Origin of the sequence: Saccharothrix saharensis, from assembly GCF_006716745.1 — a bacterium.
GTDB lineage: Bacteria > Actinomycetota > Actinomycetes > Mycobacteriales > Pseudonocardiaceae > Actinosynnema > Actinosynnema saharense.
Genome location: NZ_VFPP01000001.1, coordinates 5,724,846 through 5,748,639 on the forward strand (window position 1 = coordinate 5,724,846; position 23,794 = coordinate 5,748,639).

Annotated in this window: 17 protein-coding genes; 14 read left to right on the forward strand and 3 right to left on the reverse strand. The window is 71.9% G+C overall.

All coding sequences use genetic code 11. The features are described from left to right. The first annotated feature begins 64 nt into the window (after positions 1–64). From FHX81_RS25760 to FHX81_RS25780, 5 genes are read left to right on the forward strand one after another with little or no spacing between them, the layout of a single operon-like run. Positions 65–1,417, forward strand: coding sequence for a phosphomannomutase/phosphoglucomutase (locus FHX81_RS25760; RefSeq protein WP_141984138.1), 1,353 nt, complete (start codon positions 65–67; stop codon positions 1,415–1,417). 5 nt (positions 1,418–1,422) lie between these two features. Next, positions 1,423–1,620, forward strand: a complete 198-nt coding sequence (locus FHX81_RS25765) for a Trm112 family protein (RefSeq protein ID WP_141984139.1) — start codon at positions 1,423–1,425, stop codon at positions 1,618–1,620. 6 nt (positions 1,621–1,626) lie between these two features. Continuing rightward, positions 1,627–2,703, forward strand: a complete 1,077-nt coding sequence (locus FHX81_RS25770; RefSeq protein WP_141980593.1) for an SIS domain-containing protein — start codon at positions 1,627–1,629, stop codon at positions 2,701–2,703. Positions 2,704–2,707: 4 nt separating this feature from the next. Then, positions 2,708–3,925 carry a mannose-6-phosphate isomerase, class I gene (gene manA / locus FHX81_RS25775; RefSeq protein ID WP_141980595.1) on the forward strand — a complete coding sequence of 406 codons (1,218 nt, stop codon included), beginning with the start codon at positions 2,708–2,710 and terminating at the stop codon, positions 3,923–3,925. 42 nt (positions 3,926–3,967) lie between these two features. Then, positions 3,968–4,891 carry a cation diffusion facilitator family transporter gene (locus FHX81_RS25780; RefSeq protein WP_141980596.1) on the forward strand — a complete coding sequence of 308 codons (924 nt, stop codon included), beginning with the start codon at positions 3,968–3,970 and terminating at the stop codon, positions 4,889–4,891. A 629-nt stretch (positions 4,892–5,520) separates the two neighbouring features. Here the strand turns inward: FHX81_RS25780 and FHX81_RS25785 are convergent. Beyond that, entirely contained in the window at positions 5,521–7,041 is a 1,521-nt protein-coding gene (locus FHX81_RS25785; RefSeq protein ID WP_141980598.1) for an amino acid permease, read from the reverse strand. 82 nt (positions 7,042–7,123) lie between these two features. Here FHX81_RS25785 and FHX81_RS25790 point away from each other — a divergent pair, with 82 nt between their 5' ends. After that, the gene (locus FHX81_RS25790; protein WP_141980599.1) at positions 7,124–8,389 is read left to right on the forward strand and encodes a glutamate mutase L; all 1,266 of its coding nucleotides are present in this window, start codon (positions 7,124–7,126) and stop codon (positions 8,387–8,389) included. Here FHX81_RS25790 and FHX81_RS25795 read toward each other — a convergent pair. Beyond that, positions 8,367–10,754 carry a hypothetical protein gene (locus FHX81_RS25795; RefSeq protein ID WP_246107972.1) on the reverse strand — a complete coding sequence of 796 codons (2,388 nt, stop codon included), beginning with the start codon at positions 10,752–10,754 and terminating at the stop codon, positions 8,367–8,369. The two genes, FHX81_RS25790 and FHX81_RS25795, sit on opposite strands and share 23 nt — an antisense overlap. 133 nt (positions 10,755–10,887) lie before the next feature. Here FHX81_RS25795 and ahcY point away from each other — a divergent pair, with 133 nt between their 5' ends. Further along, on the forward strand, positions 10,888–12,351 hold the full coding sequence (gene ahcY, locus FHX81_RS25800) for an adenosylhomocysteinase (protein WP_141980601.1): 1,464 nt from the start codon (positions 10,888–10,890) through the stop codon (positions 12,349–12,351). Positions 12,352–12,399: 48 nt separating this feature from the next. On the opposite strand, the gene FHX81_RS25805 is transcribed toward ahcY, so the two are convergent. Beyond that, complete coding sequence (locus FHX81_RS25805) at positions 12,400–13,359, reverse strand: hypothetical protein (RefSeq protein WP_141980603.1); 960 nt, start codon at positions 13,357–13,359, stop codon at positions 12,400–12,402. A 141-nt stretch (positions 13,360–13,500) separates the two neighbouring features. Here FHX81_RS25805 and FHX81_RS25810 point away from each other — a divergent pair, with 141 nt between their 5' ends. The 7 genes from FHX81_RS25810 to secA all read left to right on the forward strand — a co-directional run bounded on the left by FHX81_RS25810 (position 13,501) and on the right by secA (position 23,716). Next, on the forward strand, positions 13,501–14,142 hold the full coding sequence (locus FHX81_RS25810; protein ID WP_141980604.1) for a dTMP kinase: 642 nt from the start codon (positions 13,501–13,503) through the stop codon (positions 14,140–14,142). Between the two features lie 186 nt (positions 14,143–14,328). Continuing rightward, complete coding sequence (gene mtrA / locus FHX81_RS25815) at positions 14,329–15,006, forward strand: MtrAB system response regulator MtrA (RefSeq protein ID WP_015104936.1); 678 nt, start codon at positions 14,329–14,331, stop codon at positions 15,004–15,006. 16 nt (positions 15,007–15,022) lie between these two features. Then, on the forward strand, positions 15,023–16,756 hold the full coding sequence (gene mtrB, locus FHX81_RS25820) for an MtrAB system histidine kinase MtrB (protein WP_141980605.1): 1,734 nt from the start codon (positions 15,023–15,025) through the stop codon (positions 16,754–16,756). Next, a complete protein-coding gene (locus FHX81_RS25825; RefSeq protein WP_141980607.1) occupies positions 16,753–18,483 on the forward strand; it encodes an LpqB family beta-propeller domain-containing protein in 1,731 nt (576 codons plus the stop codon). Before mtrB ends, FHX81_RS25825 begins: the two co-directional genes overlap by 4 nt. Before the next feature lie 76 nt (positions 18,484–18,559). Beyond that, complete coding sequence (locus FHX81_RS25830) at positions 18,560–19,204, forward strand: ComF family protein (protein WP_342787230.1); 645 nt, start codon at positions 18,560–18,562, stop codon at positions 19,202–19,204. Positions 19,205–19,636: 432 nt separating this feature from the next. Next, entirely contained in the window at positions 19,637–20,329 is a 693-nt protein-coding gene (gene hpf, locus FHX81_RS25835) for a ribosome hibernation-promoting factor, HPF/YfiA family (RefSeq protein WP_141980608.1), read from the forward strand. A gap of 516 nt (positions 20,330–20,845) precedes the next feature. Further along, on the forward strand, positions 20,846–23,716 hold the full coding sequence (gene secA / locus FHX81_RS25840) for a preprotein translocase subunit SecA (protein ID WP_141980609.1): 2,871 nt from the start codon (positions 20,846–20,848) through the stop codon (positions 23,714–23,716). Positions 23,717–23,794 lie beyond the last annotated feature (78 nt).

The window sequence follows — 23,794 nt, forward strand, 5'->3', positions numbered from 1 at the left end:
GCGACGACGCGCGCGCCGGTAGGCTTCCCGAGGCAGTGTCAAGAGCCAACTTGGGAGTGTGGCCGTGCGCGATCTGTCCGGCATCGTCAAGGCTTACGACATCCGCGGTGTCGTCGGTGAACAGCTCGACGCCGACGTCGTGCGCGACTTCGGCGCGGCGTTCGCCCGCCTGGTCGGCGGACCGGCCGTGGTGATCGGTCACGACATGCGCGACTCGTCGCCCGGCCTGGCCGCGGCGTTCGCCGAGGGCGTCACCGCCCAGGGCGTCGACGTGGTCAGCATCGGCCTGGCCAGCACCGACATGCTGTACTTCGCCTCCGGCAAGCTCGACCTGCCCGGCGCGATGTTCACCGCCAGCCACAACCCGGCCAAGTACAACGGCATCAAGCTGTGCCGCCCGGGCGCCGCGCCGGTCGGCCAGGACACCGGCCTCGCCCGGATCCGCGAGGACGCCGAGAACGGCGTCCCGGACGCCGAAGGCGTCACCAAGGGCAAGGTCACCGAGCAGGACATGCTCACCGACTACGCCGCCTACCTGCGCGAACTGGTCGACCTCAGCGGCAGCCGGCCGTTGAAGGTCGTCGTCGACGCGGGCAACGGCATGGGCGGCCACACCGTGCCCAAGGTGTTCGAGGGCCTGCCCATCGACATCGTGCCCATGTACTTCGAGCTCGACGGCAACTTCCCCAACCACGAAGCCAACCCGCTCGACCCCGCCAACATCGTCGACCTGCAGAAACGCGTCCAGGAAGAAGGCGCGGACGCGGGCGTCGCGTTCGACGGCGACGCCGACCGCTGCTTCGTGGTCGACGAGCGCGGCGAACCGGTGTCCCCGTCCGCCATCACCGCCCTGGTCGCGGTGCGCGAACTGGCCAAGGACCCCGGCGGCACGATCATCCACAACCTGATCACCTCGCACGCCGTGCCGGAGATCGTCCGCGAGCACGGCGGCGTGCCGGTCCGCACCCGCGTCGGCCACTCCTTCATCAAGGAGGAGATGGCCAAGACCGGCGCCATCTTCGGCGGCGAGCACTCCGCCCACTACTACTTCCGCGACTTCTGGCGCGCCGACACCGGCATGCTGGCCGCGCTGCACGTGCTGGCCGCCCTCGGCGAGCAGGACGGCCCGCTGTCCGCCCTGACCAGCGACTACGCCCGCTACGCGGCATCCGGCGAGATCAACTCCACGGTGGACGACCAGCAGGGCAGGCTGGCCGCGATCAAGGCCGAGTTCGGCGGCCGCGACGGCGTCGAGCTCGACGAGCTCGACGGCCTCACGGTGAACCTGCCGGACGGCTCCTGGTTCAACCTCCGCGCGTCCAACACCGAGCCGCTGCTCCGGCTCAACGTCGAAGCCGCCGACGCGGCCTCCGTCGCGGCGCTGCGCGACGAGGTGCTGGCGATCGTGAGGGGATGAGCGCCGTGGCAGTCCGACTGGACGCGCAGTTGCTGGAAATCCTGGCCTGTCCGTGCCCCGAGCACGCGCCGCTGAAGGTCGGCACCGCGTCCGACCCGCTCGCGGACTACCTGACCTGCACCTCGTGCGGCCGGTCGTTCCCGGTCCGGGACGGCATCCCCGTGCTGCTGCTGGACGAGGCTGTCGAGCCGACGGCCGGGTGAGCACGGGTGCTTGACGACAGCCTCCTCGACGACCAGTCCCGGCTCACCGACGCCGACCGGGAAGGCCTCCTGCGCGCCGCCGCACGTGCCGGCGCGCAGGTCCGGGCGACCGCCGAGGCGGCCGACGAACTCGGCGTCGACCGGGTCTTCGCCGAACGACCCCGCGCGCTGGTGCTCGTCACCCGCCCCGGTGTGGGCGGCTCGATCGCCGGCGTGGTGACCGCCCTGCTCGGGCCGCGCTGCCCCGTGCCGGTCGTGGTCGCCGACGACGTCCCGACCTGGGTCGGCGCCCTCGACGTGGTCCTCGCGCACACCGAAGACCCCGGCGACGTGCGGATGGCGGAAGCGGTCGACCGGGCCGCCCGGCGCGGCGCGCGCGTGCTGCTCACCGCCGAACCGGACGGCCCCGTCGCCGCGTCCGCCGCACAGCACGCGCTGCTCATCCCACCGCGCGTGCCCGTGCCGCAGGGCTTCGGCTTCGCCCGCGGTTTCGCCGCCTGGACCGTCGCGCTGAAGGCCTTGGGGCTGCTCAGCGCCGACGTGCAGGCCATCGCGGACGAACTGGACCGCGAGGCCGAGCGCTGCCACCCCGTGCACGAGTCGTTCGTCAACCCCGCCAAGACCCTCGCGCTGCGCATCGCCGACCGGACCCCGCTGCTGTGGGGCCTGGACGACCTGGCGACCGCCGTCGCCGCCCACGGCGCGGGCGTGCTCGCGACCTACGCGGGCGTGGTGAGCGACGTGGCCGGCTATCCTCAGGCGCTGACCCGGTCGGTCCTGCACCGCAGGGCCGTGCGCGGCACGTCCGGCGCCGACCTGTTCGCCGACCCGGACGACGAGCACGACGGCCTCGTCCGCGTGCTGCTGGTCGCCGTGCGGCAAGACCCGCAGGCCGACTTCACCCGGCGGGTCGCGATGGAGACCTTGTCCGGAGCCGACGTGCTCGAACCGGCCGAGGAGGTCGGCGGCGGCGAGGCCGTGTGCGCCGCGCTGCTCGCCCTGCGGTTCGAGCTGGCCGCGCTGTACCTGGGCCTGGCGGCCGGAACGCTGGGCGGGCCCGGGCTGTACGCGCCGGCCGTATGAGGGGATGACTGTGGATCTGCTGCACAACACGGTGCGCACGTACGCGTGGGGATCGCGCACCGCCATCGCCGAGCTGCTCGGCCGGGAGGTGCCGACACCGCACCCCGAAGCCGAGCTGTGGATGGGCGCCCACCCCGGCGACCCGTCCCGGATCGCGGGACCCGACGGCGAACCGCACTCGCTGCTCGACCTGCTCGCCGACGACCCCGACGGCCAGCTCGGCGCCCGCCACGCCGACCGGTGGGGCAGCAGGCTGCCGTTCCTGCTCAAGGTCCTCGCCGCGGACGAGCCGCTCAGCCTGCAGGCGCACCCGTCGGCCGAGCAGGCGGCGAACGGCTTCGCCGCCGAGGACGCCGCCGGCGTCCCGATGGACTCGCCGATCCGCAACTACAAGGACCCGTCCGCGAAGCCCGAGCTGGTCTGCGCGCTGACCGAGTTCCACGCCCTGGCCGGGTTCCGCGACCCCGCCCGCACCGTGGCGCTGCTGCGGTCGCTGGACGTGCCCGACTTCGCACCCTACGTCGAACTGCTGGCCGCCCAGCCCGACGCCGGTGGCCTGCGCGCCCTGTTCACCACCCTCATCACCCTGCCGCAGACCGCGCTGGACATGCTCCTGCCGCAGGTGCTGGACGCCTGCGTGCTGCACGTGAAGGAACACGGCGAGTTCGACCTGGAGTGCCGCACGATCCTCGAACTCGGCGAGGCCTACCCCGGTGACGCGGGCGTGCTGGCCGCGCTGCTGCTCAACCGGCTCGTGCTGCGGCCCGGCGAGGCGATCTACCTGCCCGCCGGCAACCTGCACGCCTACCTGCACGGCACCGGCGTGGAGATCCTCGCCAACTCCGACAACGTGCTGCGCTGCGGGTTGACGCCGAAGCACGTGGACGTGCCCGAACTGCTGCGCGTGCTCGACTTCGGCTGCGGCGACATGCCCGTGCAGACCGGCGAGGAGACCGCGCCCGGCCTGTGGTCCTACCGGACGCCGTGCCCGGAGTTCGAGCTGTCCCGGATCGAGGTCGGCCCGTCGACGCCCGTCCGGGTCGACCACAGCGGACCGCAGATCCTGCTCTGCACCCGCGGCCGGGCCCGGCTGACGTGCGGCGACGACACCGTCGAACTGGCACGCGGCCAGTCCGTGTGGCTGCCCGCCCGTGATCCCGAGGTGACCGTCACGGCCGAGGTTGACACCCAGCTTTTCCGGGCAACCCCCGGCGTTGAGTAGGGTCACACCGACAAATCGGACCTGGGCGCTTAGGGAGCAACCGTGTCAGCAGGGGGCGGGACCAAGGCGATCATCGCCGCACTGGTGGCCAACGCCGGGATCGCCGCGGCGAAGTTCGTCGGCTTCCTGATCACCGGATCGTCGTCCATGCTCGCCGAGTCGGTGCACTCGGTGGCGGACACGTCCAACCAGGGCTTGCTGCTGCTCGGGCAGAAGACCGCCCGGCGCAAGGCCACCCTGAACCACCCGTTCGGGTTCGGCCGGGACCGGTACTTCTACTCGTTCATCGTGGCGTTGATGCTGTTCAGCCTCGGCTCGGTGTTCGCCCTGTACGAGGGCATCCACAAGCTGGAGTCGCACGAGGAGCTGAGCAGCCCGATCGTCGCGGTGATCATCCTGGTCGTCGCCATCGGCCTGGAGACCTACAGCTTCCGCACCGCGATCGTGGAGTCGAAGGCGATCAAGGGCGACGCCACGTGGTGGCAGTTCATCCGGCAGTCGAAGGTGCCGGAACTGCCCGTCGTGCTGCTGGAGGACGCGGGCGCGCTGTTCGGCCTGGTCCTGGCGCTGATGGGCGTGGGTCTGTCGACGTTGACCGGTGACCCGGTGTGGGACGCCATCGGCACCATCTGCATCGGCGTGCTGCTCGGCGTGATCGCGGTGATCTTGATCGTGGAGATGAAGTCGCTGCTGATCGGCGAGGGCGCGAGCCCCGCCGAGCTCGACGTGATCGTGGACGAGCTGGCGGCGGGCAAGGTCCAGCGCGTCATCCACATCCGGACCCAGTACATCGGGCCGGACGAGATGCTGGTCGCCGCCAAGATCGCGCTCAACCCGGGCCTGCCGATCGACGAGGTGGCCGCCGCCATCGACGCCGCCGAACAACGGGTCCGCAACAAGGTCCCCTCCGCCCGCCTGATCTACCTGGAACCCGACCTGGACCGGTCACTGACCGCCCAGTCATAACCCCTCGGCTCGGCCGGCGAACGCCCGTTCGCCGTTCCCGAGCCGCCCGCTGTGGGCAAGGGCGACGAGCTGCTGCATGCGGCGCTCGTCGCCCTTTCTCGTTCAGCCGACCGGCCGCCCGCGCCAGCCGCGTACCGGACGCGCGCCGAGAGCACCCGGTGAACCCCCGCCGGGCCCACGCCACTCCCGCCGCCACTGCTCGCTTCAGCCACTGCGGCTGCGGCACCGGCGACGGCGGCTCCGGTGACGAGCGACGCTCCGGGGCCACCGATCCGCGTGAGCAGGTCGGGGAGCGCCTCGACAGCGTTCGGTCACCCGCTCCGCTGCCCTGCTCGGATCCGCTCGGCTTCGCGCAGCTTTCGGGCTGGGTGGCGGGGTAGTGGTCCCGGGGGCTGGGACGTGTGCGGCGAGCTGCCCGGCGGTGAGATGTTGCTCAGAGCGTTCCCGTGGGCCGTTCCCCCTCCGCCGCCGCCGCCGGCGGAGCCGGGGCCGGAGCCGGAAGCGGTGGCGGAGGGGGTTGGGCGGAGAGGGCGGTTGGTTGGCGGCCTCGTTGTTTCAACCGACGTTTCAGGTGAAGGGAAACGGCGTTTTGGTTGAGACGATCTGAGAGATCACTCGACTGGGCGACGTCACGGGATCTCGTCGTGCTTCACCACGGGCACGGCGGTGGTGCCCTTGCGGCCCAGTAGGGAGTGCCGGCGGCTGTAGGCGAAGTACACGACGACGCCCAGGGCCATCCACGCCAGGAACCGCACCCAGGTCAGCGCGGTCAGGTTCAGCATCAGCCACAGGCACGCCAGGATCGCCAGCACCGGGACGACGGGCACCAGCGGCACGCGGAAGCCCCGAGGCAGGTCCGGGCGGGTCTTGCGGAGCACCAGGACACCGGCGGAGACCAGGATGAACGCGAACAGCGTGCCCACGTTCACCATCTCCTCCAGCTTGCCCGCCGGGAAGAAGCCGGCGGCCACGGCGACCAGCACGCCGATGATCAACGTGATCCGCACCGGCGTGCCGCGCTTGCCCGTCCGCGCCAGGCCGCGCGGCAGCAGGCCGTCGCGCGACATCGCGAACAGCACCCGCGACTGGCCCAGCATCAGCACCATCACCACGGTGGTCAGGCCGGCCAGCGCGCCCACCGAGATCACCGTGGCCGCCCAGTCCACCCCGTTCACCGAGAACGCCGTCGCCAGCGTCGCCCGCGTGCCGTCGGGCTGGGTCTTGAGCTGGTCGTACGGCAGCATCCCGGTGATCACCAGCGACACCGCCACGTACAGCACCGTCACGATCGCCAGCGAACCCAGGATGCCCCGCGGCACGGCGCGCTGCGGGTTCCGCGTCTCCTCGGCGGTCGTCGCGACCACGTCGAACCCGATGAACGCGAAGAACACCAGCGACGCCGCCGCCAACAGCCCCAGCACGCCGTACGTGCTCCCCGAGAACCCGGTGAGCAGCGAGAACAGCGACTGCTCCAACCCGGTCCCGGCCGTGCCGCCGGACTGGGCGGGCGGGATGTACGGGCTGTAGTTCGCCGTGTTGACGTACCCGATGCCGAGCACGATCACGAGCAGCACCACGGCCACCTTCACCGCCGTGATCACCGCGCTCACCCGCGACGACAGCTTCGTGCCCAGCACCAGCAACGCCGTCAGCGCTCCGATCAGCAGCAACGAGCCCCAGTCGACGTCCACGCCACCGACGGAAGCGGTCGTCTTCACCGTCACGCCGAGCTGCCCCAGCACCGTCTGCAGGTACAGCGACCAGCCCTTGGCCACCGCCGCCGCGCCGACCGCGAACTCCAGCACCAGGTCCCAGCCGATGATCCACGCCATGAACTCGCCGAACGTCGCGTACGAGAACGTGTACGCGCTGCCCGCCACCGGCACGGTCGACGCGAACTCCGCGTAGCACAACGCGGCCAGCGCGCACGCCACCGCCGCCAGCACGAACGCCAGCGACACCGACGGCCCGGCGAGGTTGCCCGCGGTGGACGCGGTGAGGGTGAAGATGCCCGCGCCGATCACGACCGCGACACCGAACACCGTCAGGTCCCACGCGGTGAGGTCCTTGCGGAGTCTGGTGTCCGGCTCGTCGGTGTCCGCGATGGACTGCTCGATCGACTTCGTGCGCCACAGCCCGTTGCCCGGCACGGCTTCGCCTCCTGTGTCTGCTGCTGGTCCGTTCAGACTAAAGGTGTGCACCGACATTCGGCGGCACCGGTAGTTTTCGCGCATGACCGTGCTCTGCCTGGACATCGGTTCGACGTGGACCAAGGGCGCCCTCGTGTCGCACGCCGGTGAGCTGCTCGGCACCGCACAGCACACGACTACCCCGCCGGAGGTGCTTCAAGGCATCGACGCGGTGACCAGTGCCCTCGGCGGCACGGCCGAGCGCACGCTCGCCTGCTCGTCGGCCGGTGGCGGGCTGCGGCTCGCGGTGGTGGGGCAGGAGCGGCTGGTCAGCGCCGAGGCCGGGTACCGGGTGGCGTTGTCGGCGGGCGCGAAGGTGGTGCACGTGTCCGCCGGCCCGCTGGACGGCGCGGGCGTCCGGGCGTTGCGCGCGGCCGCGCCGGACCTGGTGCTGCTGGTCGGCGGCACGGACGGCGGCGACGCATCGGTCCTGCTGCACAACGCCCGCAGGGTGAGCCGCGTGGCGGTTCCGATCGTGCTCGCCGGCAACGCCGACGCCCAGCCGGAGGCGGCGGAACTGCTGGCCGGCCGGACGGTGGTGCGCACCGCGAACGTCCTGCCCGACGTGGGTGAGCTCGCACCGGGGCCGGCGCGCGCGGCGATCCGCGACGTGTTCCTGCGGCACGTCATCGGCGGCAAGGGCCTGTCGCGCGGCCGGCGGTTCCGCGGGCTGGTGCGGGCCGTCACGCCGGACGCCGTGCTGCGCGGCGTGTCCCGGCTGGCCGCGCAGGACCGGGAAGGCGCGGTGCTCGTCGTGGACGTCGGCGGCGCCACCACCGACGTCTACTCCGCGGTGTCCACAGTGGAAGGTCCGGAGCGGACGGTCGCGCTGCCGCCGGACCGCCGCACCGTCGAGGGCGACCTGGGCCTGCGCTGGTCCGCGCCGGGCGTGGTGGCCGAGGCGCTCGCGGAGAAGCTGATCGACAAGGACGAAGCAGCGGTGCTGCGAGGGGAAGCCGCCGCCCGCGCGGCCGACGTGACGTGGCTGCCCGACGACCCGGCGGTGGACCACCGGCTGGCCGCGCTCGCCGCCGTGCTGGCCGTCCGCCGCCACCTCCGGCTGGTCGACGGCCGGCTGGGGCCGCAGGGCGCGGGCCTGCTCGTGCTGTCCGGTGGCGTGTTCCGGCACGCGCCGTCCACCGAGGGCATCGAACGGGTGCTGCGCGCCGACCCCGTCCTGCGCCCGGTCCTGCGCACGGCCGCCATCGCGGTCGACCGGCACTACGTGCTGGCGCCCGCCGGCCTGCTCGCCGAGGACGGCCGCACGGACGCGGCCGACCGGCTCCTCACGTCGTTTCGGGTGAGCTGACGGGCGCCTGCCGCGCGGTCGGCAGCACCGGCGGTGCGGCGGGCGCGGGCGGCTCCGGGGTGTCCAGCCCGGCCGCGATGGCGATCGCCCGGTCCCACTCGGGGTCGGAGGTGTAGTCCGCGTGCCGGTTCACGCCCGGTGCCCACCGCCGGCCCGGGAACGGTCCCCGCTGCGGGTCGGGCAGCCAGTGGTCGCCGCCGAGCACGAGCGCGCCCGTGGGGCCGCGCAGCGCGGGCGGCAGCGCACCGGACGTGCCGTCGGGCCGGAACCCGGCGCCGAGCAGCATCCCGTCGAACACCTGCCGGTTCCACGTCATCACCGCGCCGCCCAGCGCGTCCGTGCCGCGGCACAGGGCACGCCACCGCCCGGCCAGCCCGCCGGCCAACGTCGCCAGCGAGCCGTGCGGCACCACCGCGGGGAACGCCCGCGGGTACGCCCACTGGAGCTGCGACCCGGCGGTGACCAGGCCGACCCGTTCGGCCTGGTGCGGTGGCAGCTCCTCCAGCAGCCGGGCCGCCGCCACCGCCGCGAGCAGGCTGCCCTGGCTGTGCCCGGCGAGGACCACCCGCGTGCCGGGGTCGGCCAGGTGCTCCCGCACCCGCGCCACCAGCTCCGGCACCACCTTCAACGCGTAGCAGGGCGGCACCACGGGGTGCGCCTCGCGGGGCCAGAACGCGGCCAGGTCCGCGAGCACGCCCACCTGCCGCGCCTTGTCCGGCCGCCGTGCCGCCAGGTACACCGCCCGGAGCAGCGACAACGCCAGGGCGGCGAGCACGACCACGCCGAACGCGACGATCGGCCGCGTCCACGTCGGCGGGACGACCTCCCGCAGCCTCAGCAGCGCCGCCGGGACCGCGCCGACCGCCAGGACCGACGACAGGATCAGCACCACGTGGTGGCTGTGCCGCCGCTGCCACCGCGCCCACCACCACGCCCGCGCCGCGCGCTTCGCGTCACGTGCGCGTCCCGCGTGCAGCAGGGTCGCCTCCCGGGCCCACTCCTTGTCCCGCCGGAGGGAGCTCCACCGCATCATCCCGGTGGCCGCCGCCATCGCCACCCCGGCGAGGAACGCCAGCACGCCGGCCACGCCCCACAGCAGCGCGAGGTAGTCGTACCCGTCGGGCAGGTCGCCGTGCCCGAGCGCCCGCTGCAGGGTCAGCGCCACGCCCGCGCCGAACCCGCCGCCGAGCAGCGCGGACGTCGCCACCACTGGCGCGGCCATCCACCCGCCGGCCCAGGGCCGCAGCTCACGGGGCTGCGCCGACCAGGTGCGCCGGGCCAGCAGCGCCGCCGGCACGAGCAGCACCGCGATCATCACGCACACCAGCGCGACCAGCGCCGCGACCATCTGCACGGCCAGGTCCGCGCCCGGCAGCGACGGCGGCAGCCGGACCAGCAGACCGGCCGTGACCGGCAACGACGTCCACGCCACGGCCTGGAGCACGCGCCGCGGCCGGCGGCCCAGCACGGCCCGCAGCCACCGGCCGCCCCGGTGCGGCGCGCCGCCCGTCGGGTCGTCCAGCAGCATCGCGCCCAGCGCCGACACCGCGAGCAGCGCGAGACCCACCGACCAGCACGCCGTGATCGCGACGCCGTGCCAGCCGGGCGCGAGCACCGGACCGGCCGGTCCGCCCAGCGCCACCACCACGGCCGCGCCCAGGCCGGCCACGACGTGCAGCACGCGCAACGCGGGCGTGTCGGGGTCGGTGGCCACGTGCGCGCCGGGCAGCCCGGACCGCCCGCCCTCGGCGGCGGGCACCTCCTTGCGCTCGATCCGCCAATCCACACTGGACATGCGGTGCAGCACCAGCACGGCCAGCGCGATCGGCGCCAGCCCGACGACGGCGCGCACCCACGGCGTCGTGTTCAGCCACGAGGGGCCCCACAGGCACGGGGAGCCGGGCGCGAGGCACTGCGCGGCCACCAGGTCGAGGCTGATCACCTCGAGCTGGGCGACGAGCAACACGGTCAGCAGCAGTGCGGCCAACCGAAGCAACGCCCGAAGGGCGATCCCGAGCAGGTGCGCGGGCGCCGACCGGTCCGGCACGGGCGGCAGCATCCAGTGCGCCACGTTCGCGAGGGAGAACGGGAACAGCAGCGCCCACGTCGCCTTGGCCCACCCGCCGGACGTCATCGCGCCCCACACGTATCCCTCGACGACCCTGGTCACGGGGCGTCCCGCGGCCTGCAACACCGGGCCGGGCGCCGGTCTGCGCAGCCGGTCGGCCGGGCGCACGACGCGGCCGAGCCCGTCGCCCGCCACGTCCACCGCCGCCACCGCGTCGACCAGCGACTGCGGGGTGGTGCCCTGGACACCGTGCACCCGCAGTTCCACCACCCGTGTGTCGGGGCCGGGAATCAGCACAAATCCTCCCGCGAACATCACTTCCGCTTGGCCATACTCTGGTCCATTGGTGCGCAGAAGCCGCCGACCTCCGTGGCCCGGCGTGGCGGGCGGTAGTGTCGGCTCGGTCTACCCGACAATGGAGGAACCCGCGATGACCGCCGAGAGGCTCCAGACCCGCAACGGCATCGACTTCGCCGTGGCGGACCTCTCCCTGGCCGAGTTCGGCCGCAAAGAGATCCGGCTGGCCGAGCACGAGATGCCCGGACTGATGGCGCTGCGCCGCGAGTACTCGGAGGTCTACCCGCTCAAGGGCGCGCGGATCTCCGGCTCACTGCACATGACCGTGCAGACGGCCGTCCTGATCGAGACCCTGGTCGCCCTGGGCGCCGAGGTCCGCTGGGCGTCCTGCAACATCTTCTCCACCCAGGACCACGCCGCCGCCGCGGTCGTGGTCGGCCCGCACGGCACCCCCGAGGAGCCCAAGGGCATCCCGTGCTTCGCCTGGAAGGGCGAGACGCTGGAGGAGTACTGGTGGACCGCCGAGTCCATGCTGACCTGGCCCGACGGCGGCGGCCCGAACATGATCCTGGACGACGGCGGCGACGCGACGCTGCTGGTCCACAAGGGCGTGCAGTACGAGAAGGCCGGCGTCGTCCCGCAGCCCGAGGCCGACGACCCCGAGGAGTGGGTCCTGATCCTGGAGACGCTGCGCAAGTCGATCGCGGCCGACAACGGGAAGTGGACCAAGATCGCCGAGGGCATCCGCGGCGTCACCGAGGAGACCACCACCGGCGTCATGCGGCTGTACCAGCTGGCCGCGGCCGGTGAGCTGCTGTTCCCGGCGATCAACGTCAACGACGCGGTGACCAAGTCGAAGTTCGACAACCGCTACGGCATCCGGCACTCGCTGATCGACGGCATCAACCGCGGCACCGACGTGCTCATGGGCGGCAAGGTGGCCGTGATCTGCGGTTACGGTGACGTCGGCAAGGGCGCGGCGGACTCGCTGCGCGGCCAGGGCGCCCGCATCATCGTCACCGAGATCGACCCGATCTGCGCCCTGCAGGCCGCGATGGACGGCTACGAGGTGCAGACCCTCGAAGACGTGATCGGCAAGGCCGACATCGTCATCACCACGACCGGCAACAAGGACGTCGTGCGCATCGAGCACATGGCGGCCATGAAGCACCAGGCGATCGTGGGCAACATCGGCCACTTCGACAACGAGATCGACATGGCCGGCCTGGCCCGCTTCCCCGGCATCCGGCGGGTCAACATCAAGCCGCAGGTCGACGAGTGGGTGTTCCCCGACGGCCACTCGATCCTGGTGCTGTCCGAGGGCCGCCTGCTCAACCTGGGCAACGCCACCGGCCACCCCAGCTTCGTCATGTCCAACTCGTTCTCCAACCAGGTGATCGCGCAGGTCGAGCTGTTCACCAAGTTCCAGGAGTACGACAAGGAGGTGTACCGCCTGCCCAAGAAGCTGGACGAGAAGGTCGCGCGCATCCACCTGGAGGCGCTGGGCGGCAAGCTCACCAAGCTGACCAAGGACCAGGCCGAGTACATCGACGTCGACGTCGAGGGCCCGTACAAGCCCGAGCACTACCGCTACTGACGTTGGTGGTGTGAACGGCCGGGTCGCCTCAGCGGCCCGGCCGTTCCGTCAGGTCCACTCGACGCTGATCCCGGCCACGCCGGGGCCGACGTCCTCGAAGTACGCGCTGGCGAACCCGCCCAGCCCGCACACCAGCTCCTCCAGGTCCACCGGCACGGCGTCGGCGTCCACCCGGAACTGCTTGGTGCACCGCGCGGGCAGGGCGCGGCGGTTGAAGGCCAGTTGCAGCAGGTAGCCGCGGCACGGTTCGCGGAACGCCCGCCGGTGGCCCGGTGTCGGCCCGCCGGTGTCGTCCACCACGGTGAAGCTGAACACGTGCTCCTCGCCCTGGGCGAGCCTGCGGTCGAACAGCAGCTCGAACGCCAGGCCGCGGGTGGCGAGCTGCCGGCGCAGCCGCCCCAGCCGGCACCCCTCTCCGGGCCGCACGAGCGCGTTGTCGATCAGGCACCCCTCGTCGCCCTGGTGCACGGCCAGGTACCGGTCCGGCCCGGCCTTCGTCGCCCGCACCACCAGCCGGGTGCTGATCGACCGCTGCTCCCGTTCCGGCCCGATGAGCACCGTGTCGTGCACGGACAGCACCTCGATGTCGGTGTTCGCGCCGACGTCGCTGACCGCCTCGAACCCCGAGAGCACCGGCACCGGCGACACCCAGCCGCTCGGCCTGGTCAGCCGGGGCTGCGGCCGGTTCCCGACCAGCGCCACCAACGACTCCGCCGGCAGCTTCAGCACGGTCTCCAGCGCGCGCACGGTGGCGATGGCGCGGGGCACTTCGGGGTGCCGCAGGCCGCGCTGCCAGTAGCTCAGGGTGGACTGCCCGACCTGGACGCCGAGCTGCTCCAGGTGCGCCCGCAGCCGGGCGAGGGACAGGCCGCGGTGCGCGATGGCGTCGTGCAGGGCGCGGTGGAACGGCCCGTACCGCAGGGTCTCGGTGAGGCTCGTGGGCAGGCTCCCGGGTGGGTGGGCGGCCTGCTCGTCAACCGGTCTGGCGTGCCCGGAATCCGCGGTCACCGCGGCACCACCCTTTCGCGCAACCGGAAATGGGGTTCACCGTAGTCACTCAATCTGGTGACGCAAAGGATCTACTGTCACCCGACTGGGCGATGTCATGCCGCCGATCGTGAGCAGGAGGTGCCCCTTAGGGTGGTCTCCGTGGGAAAACTCGTCGTGATCGAGGGCCTGGACGGCGCCGGCAAGCGAACCCTGGCCAAGGCGTTGACCGACGCGCTGGACGCGCGTGGGGCGAAGGTCGCCACCGGCGCGTTCCCGCGCTACGACGAGGACGTGCACGCCGACCTGGTGCGGGACGCGCTGCACGGCAGGTTGGGCGACCTGACGGATTCGGTGCACGGCATGTCGGTGCTCTACGCGCTGGACCGGCGTGGCGCGGCCGACCGCATCCGGGCCGACCTGGCGCGGTACGACGTCGTGCTGCTCGACCGCTACACGGCCTCGAACGCGGCCTACGGAGCCGCTCGGCTGCGCCAAGGTGCCGACGGTGGGTTCGTCGAGTGGGTCCGGTCGCTGGAGGTGGACCGCTTCGGTTTGCCGATCCCCGACCTCCAACTGCTGCTGCGCGTGCCCGCGGACGTCGCGGCCGGCCGCGCGGCCCACCGCGAGGCGGAAGAGGCCAGGGGCCGGGACCTGTACGAGTCGGACGGCGGGCTGCAGACGCGGTGCGCCGCCGTCTACGACGGGTTGGCCGCCGCCGGGTGGCTCTCGCCGTGGGAGGTGCTGGACGGCACCGCTGACCTGCGCGTCGACGCGATCCTCGACCGGTGGTTCACCCATTAGTGTAAGAAAGTAACAAAACGTCACCGCCGTGCCGATGAGTCGCTGAGGATTCGCGTTTCGGCGGGACGAGGTGGGCACGTGGATCGGCGGCAGAGACTGGCTACGGAGTGGACGCGCACGACGACCAGCAGCGATGACCGCTGGGTGGTGCGTGGACTGCCGGCCACTAGTGGGACGATGTTGGGTATGAAGGCACGCGTGCTCGTCGTGGACGACGACCCCGCTCTGGCGGAGATGCTGACCATCGTGCTGCGGGGCGAGGGCTTCGACACCGCTGTGGTGGCCGACGGCGCCCGCGCGCTGCCCGCGCTGCGCGAGCTGAAGCCCGACCTGGTGCTGCTGGACCTGATGCTGCCCGGCATGAACGGCATCGACGTCTGCAAGGCCATCAGGTCCGAGTCCGGCGTCCCGATCGTGATGCTGACCGCGAAGAGTGACACGGTGGACGTCGTGCTGGGCCTGGAGTCCGGCGCGGACGACTACGTGGTCAAGCCGTTCAAGCCGAAGGAACTGGTGGCCCGCATCCGGGCCCGCCTGCGGCGCACCGAGGCCGAGCCCGCCGAGGTGCTGCAGATCGGCGACCTGACCATCGACGTGCCGGGGCACGAGGTGCTGCGCGAGGGCAAGCCGATCCAGCTCACGCCGCTGGAGTTCGACCTGCTCGTGGCGCTGGCCCGCAAGCCGCGCCAGGTGTTCACCCGCGAGGTGCTGCTGGAGCAGGTGTGGGGCTACCGGCACGCGGCGGACACCCGGCTGGTGAACGTCCACGTGCAGCGGCTGCGCTCCAAGGTCGAGCGCGACCCGGAGCACCCCGAGGTGGTGCTGACCGTGCGCGGCGTCGGGTACAAGGCCGGCCCTCCGTGATCGGGGTCCACCGGAGATGACTTCGCGGTGGTTCGACCCCGCGGTGCGCGAGCTGCGCCGCGGGGTCGAACGCGCTCGTCGGCAGGCGGTCGCGTTCGGCGAGCTGTGGCGGCGCTCGCTGCAGCTGCGGGTCGTGGTCAGCACGCTGGCGCTGTCGTCGGCCGTGGTGTTCGTGCTCGGCATGGTGCTCCAGGTGCAGATCACCGGTCAGCTGCTGGAGACCAAGATCGAGGCGGCGGTCCGGCAGACCGAGGCGAGCGCGGCGGCGATCCAGCCCGACCTCGCCGGCCTCAACCCCGGCCCGGACAGCGTGAAGACCCGGTTCACCACCGCCCTGAACAAGATCAACACGTCCGGGGTGGACCTCGACCCGACCAGTTCCGGCGCGGGTGCGTTCGAGCCGGTGCTCCGCGACCCCGTCGGCACGGGCTCCGACGGCCTGCCGGTCGCCGTCGGCCAGTACGAGGACGTGCCCGACGGGCTGTTCAAGATGCTCGAACGGGGCAGCGCCGGCTACCAGATCACCACCGTGGAGCGGGAGACCGGACCCACCACGCTGCTGGTCGTGGGCAAGCCGGTGAACAGCTCCGCCCGCGCCATGCACCTGTACCTGCTGTTCCCGCTGACCAGCGAGCAGGCCACCGCCGACGTCGTGCAGAGCACCCTGGTCGTCGGCGGCGTGGTGCTGCTCCTGCTGCTCGCGCTGATCGCGAACCTGGTCACCCGGCAGGTCGTGCGGCCGGTGCGGCAGGCCGCGGAGATCGCCGAGCGGTTCGCCGACGGCAGCCTCGACGAGCGCATGCCCGTGGTCGGCGAGGACGACGTGGCGCGGCTGGCCGAGTCGTACAACGAGATGGCCGCGAGCATCCAGCGGCAGATCCACCAGCTCGAGGAGTTCGGCCAGCTCCAGCGCCGGTTCACCTCCGACGTGTCGCACGAGCTGCGCACGCCGCTGACGACCGTGCGGATGGCCGCGGACGTGCTGCACGCCTCGCGCGAGCAGTTCCCCGGCGGCCTCGCCCGGTCCACCGAGCTGCTGGTCGACGAGCTGGACCGGTTCGAGTCGCTGCTGGGCGACCTGCTGGAGATCTCCCGGCTGGACGCGGGCGTGGAGGAGTTGGCCGCCGAGCTGGTCGACATCCGCGTGCTGGCCCGGCGGGCCCACGACGCGGTGCGCGCCATCGCCAACAGCAGCGACACCACGATCGTGCTGGACCTGCCCGACCACGAGGTCACCGCCGAGCTGGACTCCCGCCGCGTCGAGCGGATCCTGCGCAACCTGCTGGCCAACGCCATCGACCACGGCGAGGGCATGCCGGTCGAGCTGACGCTGCGCGGCGACGGCGAGGCGGTCGCGGTGACCGTCCGGGACCGCGGCGTCGGCCTGCGCCCCGGCGAGGCCGACCTGGTGTTCAACCGGTTCTGGCGCGCCGACCCGTCCCGCAACCGCCGCACCGGCGGCACCGGCCTCGGCCTGTCGATCAGCCTGGAGGACGCGCGGCTGCACGGCGGCTGGCTGGAGGCGTGGGGCGAACGCGGCCACGGCGCGGTGTTCCGGCTCACCATCCCGTGCCGGCTCGGCCACGAGCTGACCTCAAGCCCACTGCCGCTGGAACCGCCCGACCTGCCACCCGTGGTCGAACCCGAGCCGGACGCGCCCGAGCCGGCGGAGGAGGTCGAGCTGACGGAGGAGGAGTTCACGTGGCAGCCCGCCCAGCCGGTCACCGGCGAACGCGAGGAGGTCCGGTGAGGCTGCCGGCCGTGCTCCTGGCCGTGCTCGTGGCCGCGGGATGCGCGGCGATCCCCACCGAGACCTCGCCCATCGCGGTCAACCCGTCCGCGGGCAACGCCAGCGAGGCCGCCGCACCCGAACCGGTCAAGGACATCGACCCGTTGACGCTGGTCCGGGAGTTCGTCAACGCCTCGGCCAACCCGGAGGGCGACTACGCGGCGGCCAAGGCGTACCTGACCGAGGACGCGAAGAAGGCGTGGAACACCAAGGGCACGCCGACGATCATCGACACCACGTTCAACACGGTGCCCACGCCGGGCGTCACCACCGACGACCGGCACCGGGTCGTGCTGCTCCAGGGCCGCAACGTCGGCAGGCTCCAGCTGGAGGACAACTCGTTCATCCAGCTCATCGGCCCGCTGGACACGCCGATCGGGATCGAGCGCGACGCCGAGGACCAGTGGCGCATCTCCGCGCCGCCGGACGGCATCTACGTGCCCCTGGGCGGGTTCCAGCAGAACTACCGGCGCGTGACGCTGTTCTTCTACAACGCCGACTTCACCGTGCTCGTGCCCGACCCCCGGTGGGTGGTGATCGCGCCGTCCACGTCGATCCCGAGCCGGGTGACGAGCCTGCTGCTCAAGGGCCCCGCGGTGGGCATGCGGGGCGCGCTGAGGACGGCCATCCCGAACGGCGCCGCGCAGCGCAAGAACACCTCCGAGGCCGACGACGGCGCGCTGGAGGTCGACCTGACCAAGGTCGGCGACCTCACCGTGCAGGGCGGCAAGCAGATCGTGGCGCAGGTGGTGAAGTCGCTGGCGGGCGTGTCCAGCAGCCGCATCCGGGTGCTCGTCGAGGGCCAGTCGATCAACCCCGATCAGCGCGAGTGGCGGCCCGCCGACGTGCAGACCGGAGAGGAGCTGACCACGCCGAACGCCGACCTCACCGGGATGCTCGTCGGCAACGGGCGGATCAAGCAGATCACCGGCGACCCGGTGCCCGGCCCCGCCGGCGCGGGCGACTACGAGGTGATCAACGCGGGGCAGTCGATGGACGGCAGCCGGCTGGCGGCGGTCAGCCGGGTCGGGGACGGCTCGGTGCGGCTGCGGGTGGGGCCGGTGTCGGAGCCGCTGGCCGAGGTCGACCTGCGCGCGTCCGCGATGACCCGGCCGACGTGGCTGCTCAGCGGCGGTCGCGGCGAACCGAGCACCGAGGTGTGGACGGTCGCCGACGGCACCAAGGTGGTCCGCGTGATCCGGACCGACAACGGGTGGACGGCCAACGCGGTCAACGCCTCCGAGCTCACCGAGCTGGGCGGGATCAGCGAGCTGCGGCTGTCGCGCGACGGCACCAGGGTGGCGGCCGTGGTCGACGGCAAGCTCGTGGTGGCGGCGGTGGTGCGCGACCAGGACTCGGCGGTGTCGCTGCGGTCGCCGCGCCACCTGCAGCCGTCCGTGCTGGGCACCAGCGCGTTGGCGCTGGACTGGCTGGCGCAGGACGTGCTGGTGGTGAGCACGTCGCTGGCGGCGTACCCGATCGCCAAGGTGAACATCGACGGCGTGCGGGTGGAGCGGTACAACACGTCGAACCTGACGGTGCCGGTGACGTCGGTGACCGCGGCGCCGGGCCGCAACGTGCTGGCGGTGGACCAGAGCGGGTTGTGGAGCGCGAACGACGTGGGTGACGTGTGGCGTGCGTCGACGACGAAGGTGGAGAAGGGCACCCAGGCCTTCTACCCGGGCTGACGGGAGCCGACGGGGTCGTCCCATCTTCACCCGGTCGTGGAGGCCGCGCACCTCGGCGGAAGGGCCCGGATCGTCGGTGGCCGCCGGCATCGTCGTGGCCATGCTGATCAACCTGCTGTTCCCGCCCCGCTGTCCCGGCTGCGGCACGTGGGGCGTGCGCCTGTGCGGTCGGTGCCTGGCGCTGTTCGGGCCACCGGAGCGGGTGCCCGGCACCGGTCCGCCGGTGTTCGCGCTGGCCGCGTACGCGGGCGCGGCGCGTGAGCTGGTGCTCGCGTTCAAGGAGCGCGGGCGGCGTGAGCTGGCGGCCGTGTTCGGTGCGCTGGTCGCCGCCGCCCTGCCGCAGTTGCCCGGCGTGGGGCCCGGTCCGTGGGTGGTGCCCGCGCCGTCGCGCGCGTCGGCCGCGCGAGCCCGCGGCGGTTCCCACGTGCTGAGAATGGCACGGGCGTCCGGTTCCTCCGTCGCGCCGGCGCTCGAGTTCACGAGGGGCGTTCGCGATTCGGTCCGGCTGGACGCGGCGGCCCGCCGGGCGAACCTGGCGGGCCGCGTGCGGCTCGTGCCGCGGTGCCTGCCACCACCGGGCACATCGGTCGTCCTGCTGGATGACGTGGTGACGACGGGTTCGACGGCGAACGCCTGCGCTTCGGTGTTGAAAGCGGCCGGAATCGGGGTATCCGCTGTCCTCACGCTGACGACCGCACGCAGAACCCACCCACACGGGTGAATCCGACCGGGAACCTCTCGGGAGGCTCGCCCGTTGGCCGGATATGACGCCCGCGCAGAGGCCGTTCGACGCAACCACTCTGCCGACGGGTGCCCGTGTCCACCTCGGCCGTTCGGGTGAGCGGGCGCCGGCGTGGCGGTCGAACGCGCCCGCGTGGCGCGTCACGGATACCAGTTTTTCGTCGCTCTGCGTTACGACAAGAAAATCTTGGAGTTCCCCCGCCCCGGGGGCTGTCGCAGCGGCGAATACCGGGCTAACGTGCACCGCTATCAGCGTTCCCGGCACGCGGGGAGGAGGCGAACAGCCCATGACCCTGGCGCCGGTGGGGACCTGAGGGGCCACCCTCAGCGACAAAGTCCGCGACGGTGATCGCGGATCCGGCGCCCAAGCGATCCGAAGCCATTGCTCGCAGCAAAGCGAGGGAGGTCGTGTATGGACATCGTCGTTAAGGGCCGCAACGTCGAGGTGCCCGATCACTACAGGGTGCACGTCGCCGAAAAGCTGGCCAGGCTTGAGCGTTACGACCGCAAGGTCATCCGCTTCGACGTGGAGCTTTTCCACGAACCGAACCGCAGGCAGTCGAAGAACTGCCAGCGGGTCGAGATCACCGGCAAGGGACGCGGTCCGGTGGTTCGTTCCGAAGCATGTGCGGGCGACTTCTACGCCGCCCTGGACTCCGCGGTGAGCAAGCTCGAGAACCGGCTGCGGCGCTCGCATGACCGCAGGCGCGTGCACCACGGGCGACGCGGCCCGACATCGGTCGCCGAGGCGACCAGCGGACTCGGGGAGTCGCTCCCCCTCCGCCCCGACAGCGACGGCGGTCAGGCGCAGGGCATGTGGCTCGGCCACACCGCCGTGCTCGAGGCGGCCGAGCCGGAACCCGCGCACGAGGGCATGGCGGAAGTGCCCGCGCAGCGCTGGGAAGACGGCATCGAGGACAACCTGCCCGGCCAGATCGTGCGCGAGAAAGAGCACACGGCCAAGCCGATGACCGTCGACCAGGCCCTCTACGAGATGGAACTGGTCGGCCACGACTTCTACCTGTTCTCCGACGCCGACAGCGGCCGACCGAGCGTCGTGTACCGCCGGAAGGGGTTCGACTACGGCGTGATCAGGTTGGCCTGAGCGCCACCTGACCACTCTCCCCTCACTCGACTTCGCGCGGCCCCCGGCGTCCTCGCACGCCGGGGGCCGCACCGCCGGACCGGCAATTCGAAGATCGAACGGCGCACGCGCCGGAAAATGTGCCACTGACAATCCCCGTGACCCGGCGAACCGGCCACGTGACGGCTATTCGACGTGTGTCGAAGGCCTCCGAGGCCCGTCGACGTGGGATTTCTCTCTCAATCCGATGAATGACTCGATCTTGGCGCGCGCGTCCCGGGCACGGCCGCCGGTGCGTCCAACCGGGTGGCGGGCCCGGCCACCGGTCACGGAACGCGATCTTGCGCGCGTTCCGGGCGGCCGGATCCGACTGGCCCGGGGGCGTCTCCCGGAGTGCTTCCTACCTGTGTCTGTGCACACACCTTCACGACTTGCCTACGATGGCGGGTGGTGAAGGCTCGCCATGGCCGTGGTGAGCCCCGGTGGAAGGCGCCCGTCCCCCGGGCGCGTCGCGATGAGGTAATGAGGTCGACCCGGATGGTGCTGTCCCGACTGCTCCGCGCTGGCGAGGGCAAGATGCTCAAGCGCCTGCGCAACATCGCAGCGCACATCAACAACCTCGAAGACGACGTCGTCGACCTCTCCGATGCGGAGCTGCGCGCGAAGACCGCGGAGTTCCGCAAGCGCTACGCCGACGGCGAGTCCCTGGACGAACTGCTGCCCGAGGCCTTCGCGGTGGTCCGCGAAGGCGCCAAGCGCACCCTGGGCCAACGCCACTTCGACGTCCAGCTCATGGGCGGCGCCGCGCTGCACCTCGGTCAGATCGCCGAGATGCGCACCGGTGAGGGCAAGACGCTGACCTCGGTGCTGCCCGCCTACCTGAACGCGATCGCGGGCGAGGGCGTGCACGTCGTCACGACCAACGACTACCTGGCCAAGCGCGACGCGGAGTGGATGGGCCGCATCCACCGCTTCCTCGGCCTGACCGTCGGCGCGATCCTGTCGGAGATGACGCCCGAGCAGCGCCGCGTCGCCTACAACGCCGACATCACCTACGGCACGAACAACGAGTTCGGCTTCGACTACCTGCGCGACAACATGGCGTGGAGCCGGGACGAGATGGTCCAGCGCGGCCACTTCTTCGCCCTGGTCGACGAGGTCGACTCGATCCTCATCGACGAGGCCCGCACGCCGCTGATCATCTCCGGCCCGGCCGACCAGTCCTCGCGCTGGTACGTCGAGTTCGCCCGGCTGGCCACGAAGATGCGCCGCGACACCCACTACGAGGTCGACGAGCGCAAGCGCACGGTCGGCGTCACCGAGGCGGGCGTGCAGTACGTCGAGGACCAGCTCGGCATCGACAACCTGTACGACTCGACCAACACCCCGCTGGTCGGCTACTTCCAGAACGCGATCAAGGCCAAGGAGCTCTTCACCAAGGACAAGGACTACATCGTCCGCAACGGTGAGGTCATGATCGTCGACGAGTTCACCGGCCGCGTGCTGGCCGGCCGTCGCTACAACGAGGGCATGCACCAGGCGATCGAGGCCAAGGAAGGCGTCGAGATCAAGGCGGAGAACCAGACGCTCGCCACGATCACCCTCCAGAACTACTTCCGGCTGTACCAGAAGCTCGGCGGCATGACCGGTACCGCCGAGACCGAGGCGGCGGAGTTCCACCAGACCTACAAGCTCGGCGTGGTGCCGATCCCGACGAACCGCCCGATGCAGCGCAAGGACGAGTCCGACCTGGTCTACAAGACCGAGGAGGCGAAGTTCGAGGCGGTCGCCGAGGACATCGCCGAGCGGCACGCGAAGGGCCAGCCGGTGCTGGTCGGCACGACGAGCGTCGAGCGCTCCGAGTACCTGTCGAAGCTGCTGGTCCGCAAGGGCATCCCGCACGAGGTGCTCAACGCCAAGCACCACGAGCGCGAGGCGTTGATCATCGCCAAGGCGGGCCGCAAGGGCGCCGTCACCGTCGCCACGAACATGGCCGGCCGCGGCACGGACATCGTGCTGGGCGGCAACCCGGACATCATCACCGACCACGAGCTGCGGGAACGCGGCCTCGACCCGGTGGAGAACCCGGAGGAGTACGAGGCCGCCTGGGCGAAGCTGATCGAGGAGATCACCGCCGAGGTCAAGGCCGAGGCCGAGGAGGTCCGCGAGGCCGGCGGCCTGTACGTGCTGGGCACCGAGCGGCACGAGTCGCGGCGCATCGACAACCAGCTGCGCGGTCGTTCCGGCCGTCAGGGCGACCCCGGCGAGTCGCGGTTCTACCTGTCGTTGAAGGACGAGCTGATGCGCCGCTTCAACGCGGCGATGGTCGAGACGGTCATGACCCGGCTGAAGGTGCCGGACGACGTGCCGATCGAGCACAAGATGGTCACCCGGGCCATCCGCAGCGCGCAGACGCAGGTCGAGCAGCAGAACTTCGAGATCCGCAAGAACGTCCTCAAGTACGACGAGGTCATGAACGAGCAGCGCAAGGTCATCTACGCCGAGCGCCGCCGCGTCCTCGACGGCGAGGACCTGCGCGAGCAGGTCGAGCACATGATCACCAGCGTGGTCGGCGCGTACGTCGACGGCGCGACGGCCGACGGCTACGCCGAGGACTGGGACCTCGACCAGCTGTGGACGGCGCTCAAGACGCTGTACCCGATCACGCTCGACCCGAAGAAGGTCCTCGAAGAGGACGACGACATCAGCCGGGAGTCGCTGAAGGCGAAGCTGGAAGCCGACGCCCTGGCCGCGTACGAGGCGCGTGAGGCGGACATCGACGGCCGGGTGGGCCCGGGCGCGATGCGCGAGCTGGAGCGCCGCGTCCTGCTCTCCGTGCTCGACCGGAAGTGGCGCGAGCACCTGTACGAGATGGACTACCTGAAGGAGGGCATCGGCCTGCGGGCGATGGCCCAGCGCGACCCGCTGATCGAGTACCAGCGGGAGGGCTTCGACATGTTCAACGGCATGCTCGAGGCGCTGAAGGAGGAGACGGTCGGCTTCCTGTTCAACCTGCAGGTCGAAGCCGCCGAACCCGAGCCCGCCGCCGAGCCGCCGGTCCAGGTCTCCCTGGCCAACGGCGGCCCGCTGGCCGGCAGCCGCGCCCGCGCCCGCGCCGCCGCCGCTGCCGCCGCCCAGCAGCAGGCGGACGCCAACCAGGCCCCCGCGGGTCCGGCCCTGGCCCAACTGCAGAGCGGCAACGCCATCCCGCCCGCCCTGCGCGGCAAGGGCCTGGACGGCCGCGCCCAGCAGGGCCTGACCTACACGGGCCCGTCCGAGAGCGGTGACGCCGAAACCACCGGCAACACCGCCCAGCAGGGCGGCAACCAAGCGGGCGGCACCCGCAAGGAACGCCGCGCCGCCGCCCGCGCCCAGGCCAAGGGCCAGCGCAAGGGCCCCCGCCAGTAACCCGGGCCGACCGCACGACAAGCCACACCCGAGAGCGGGCCGCCGACCACCGTCGGCGGCCCGCTCTCGCGTTCACCC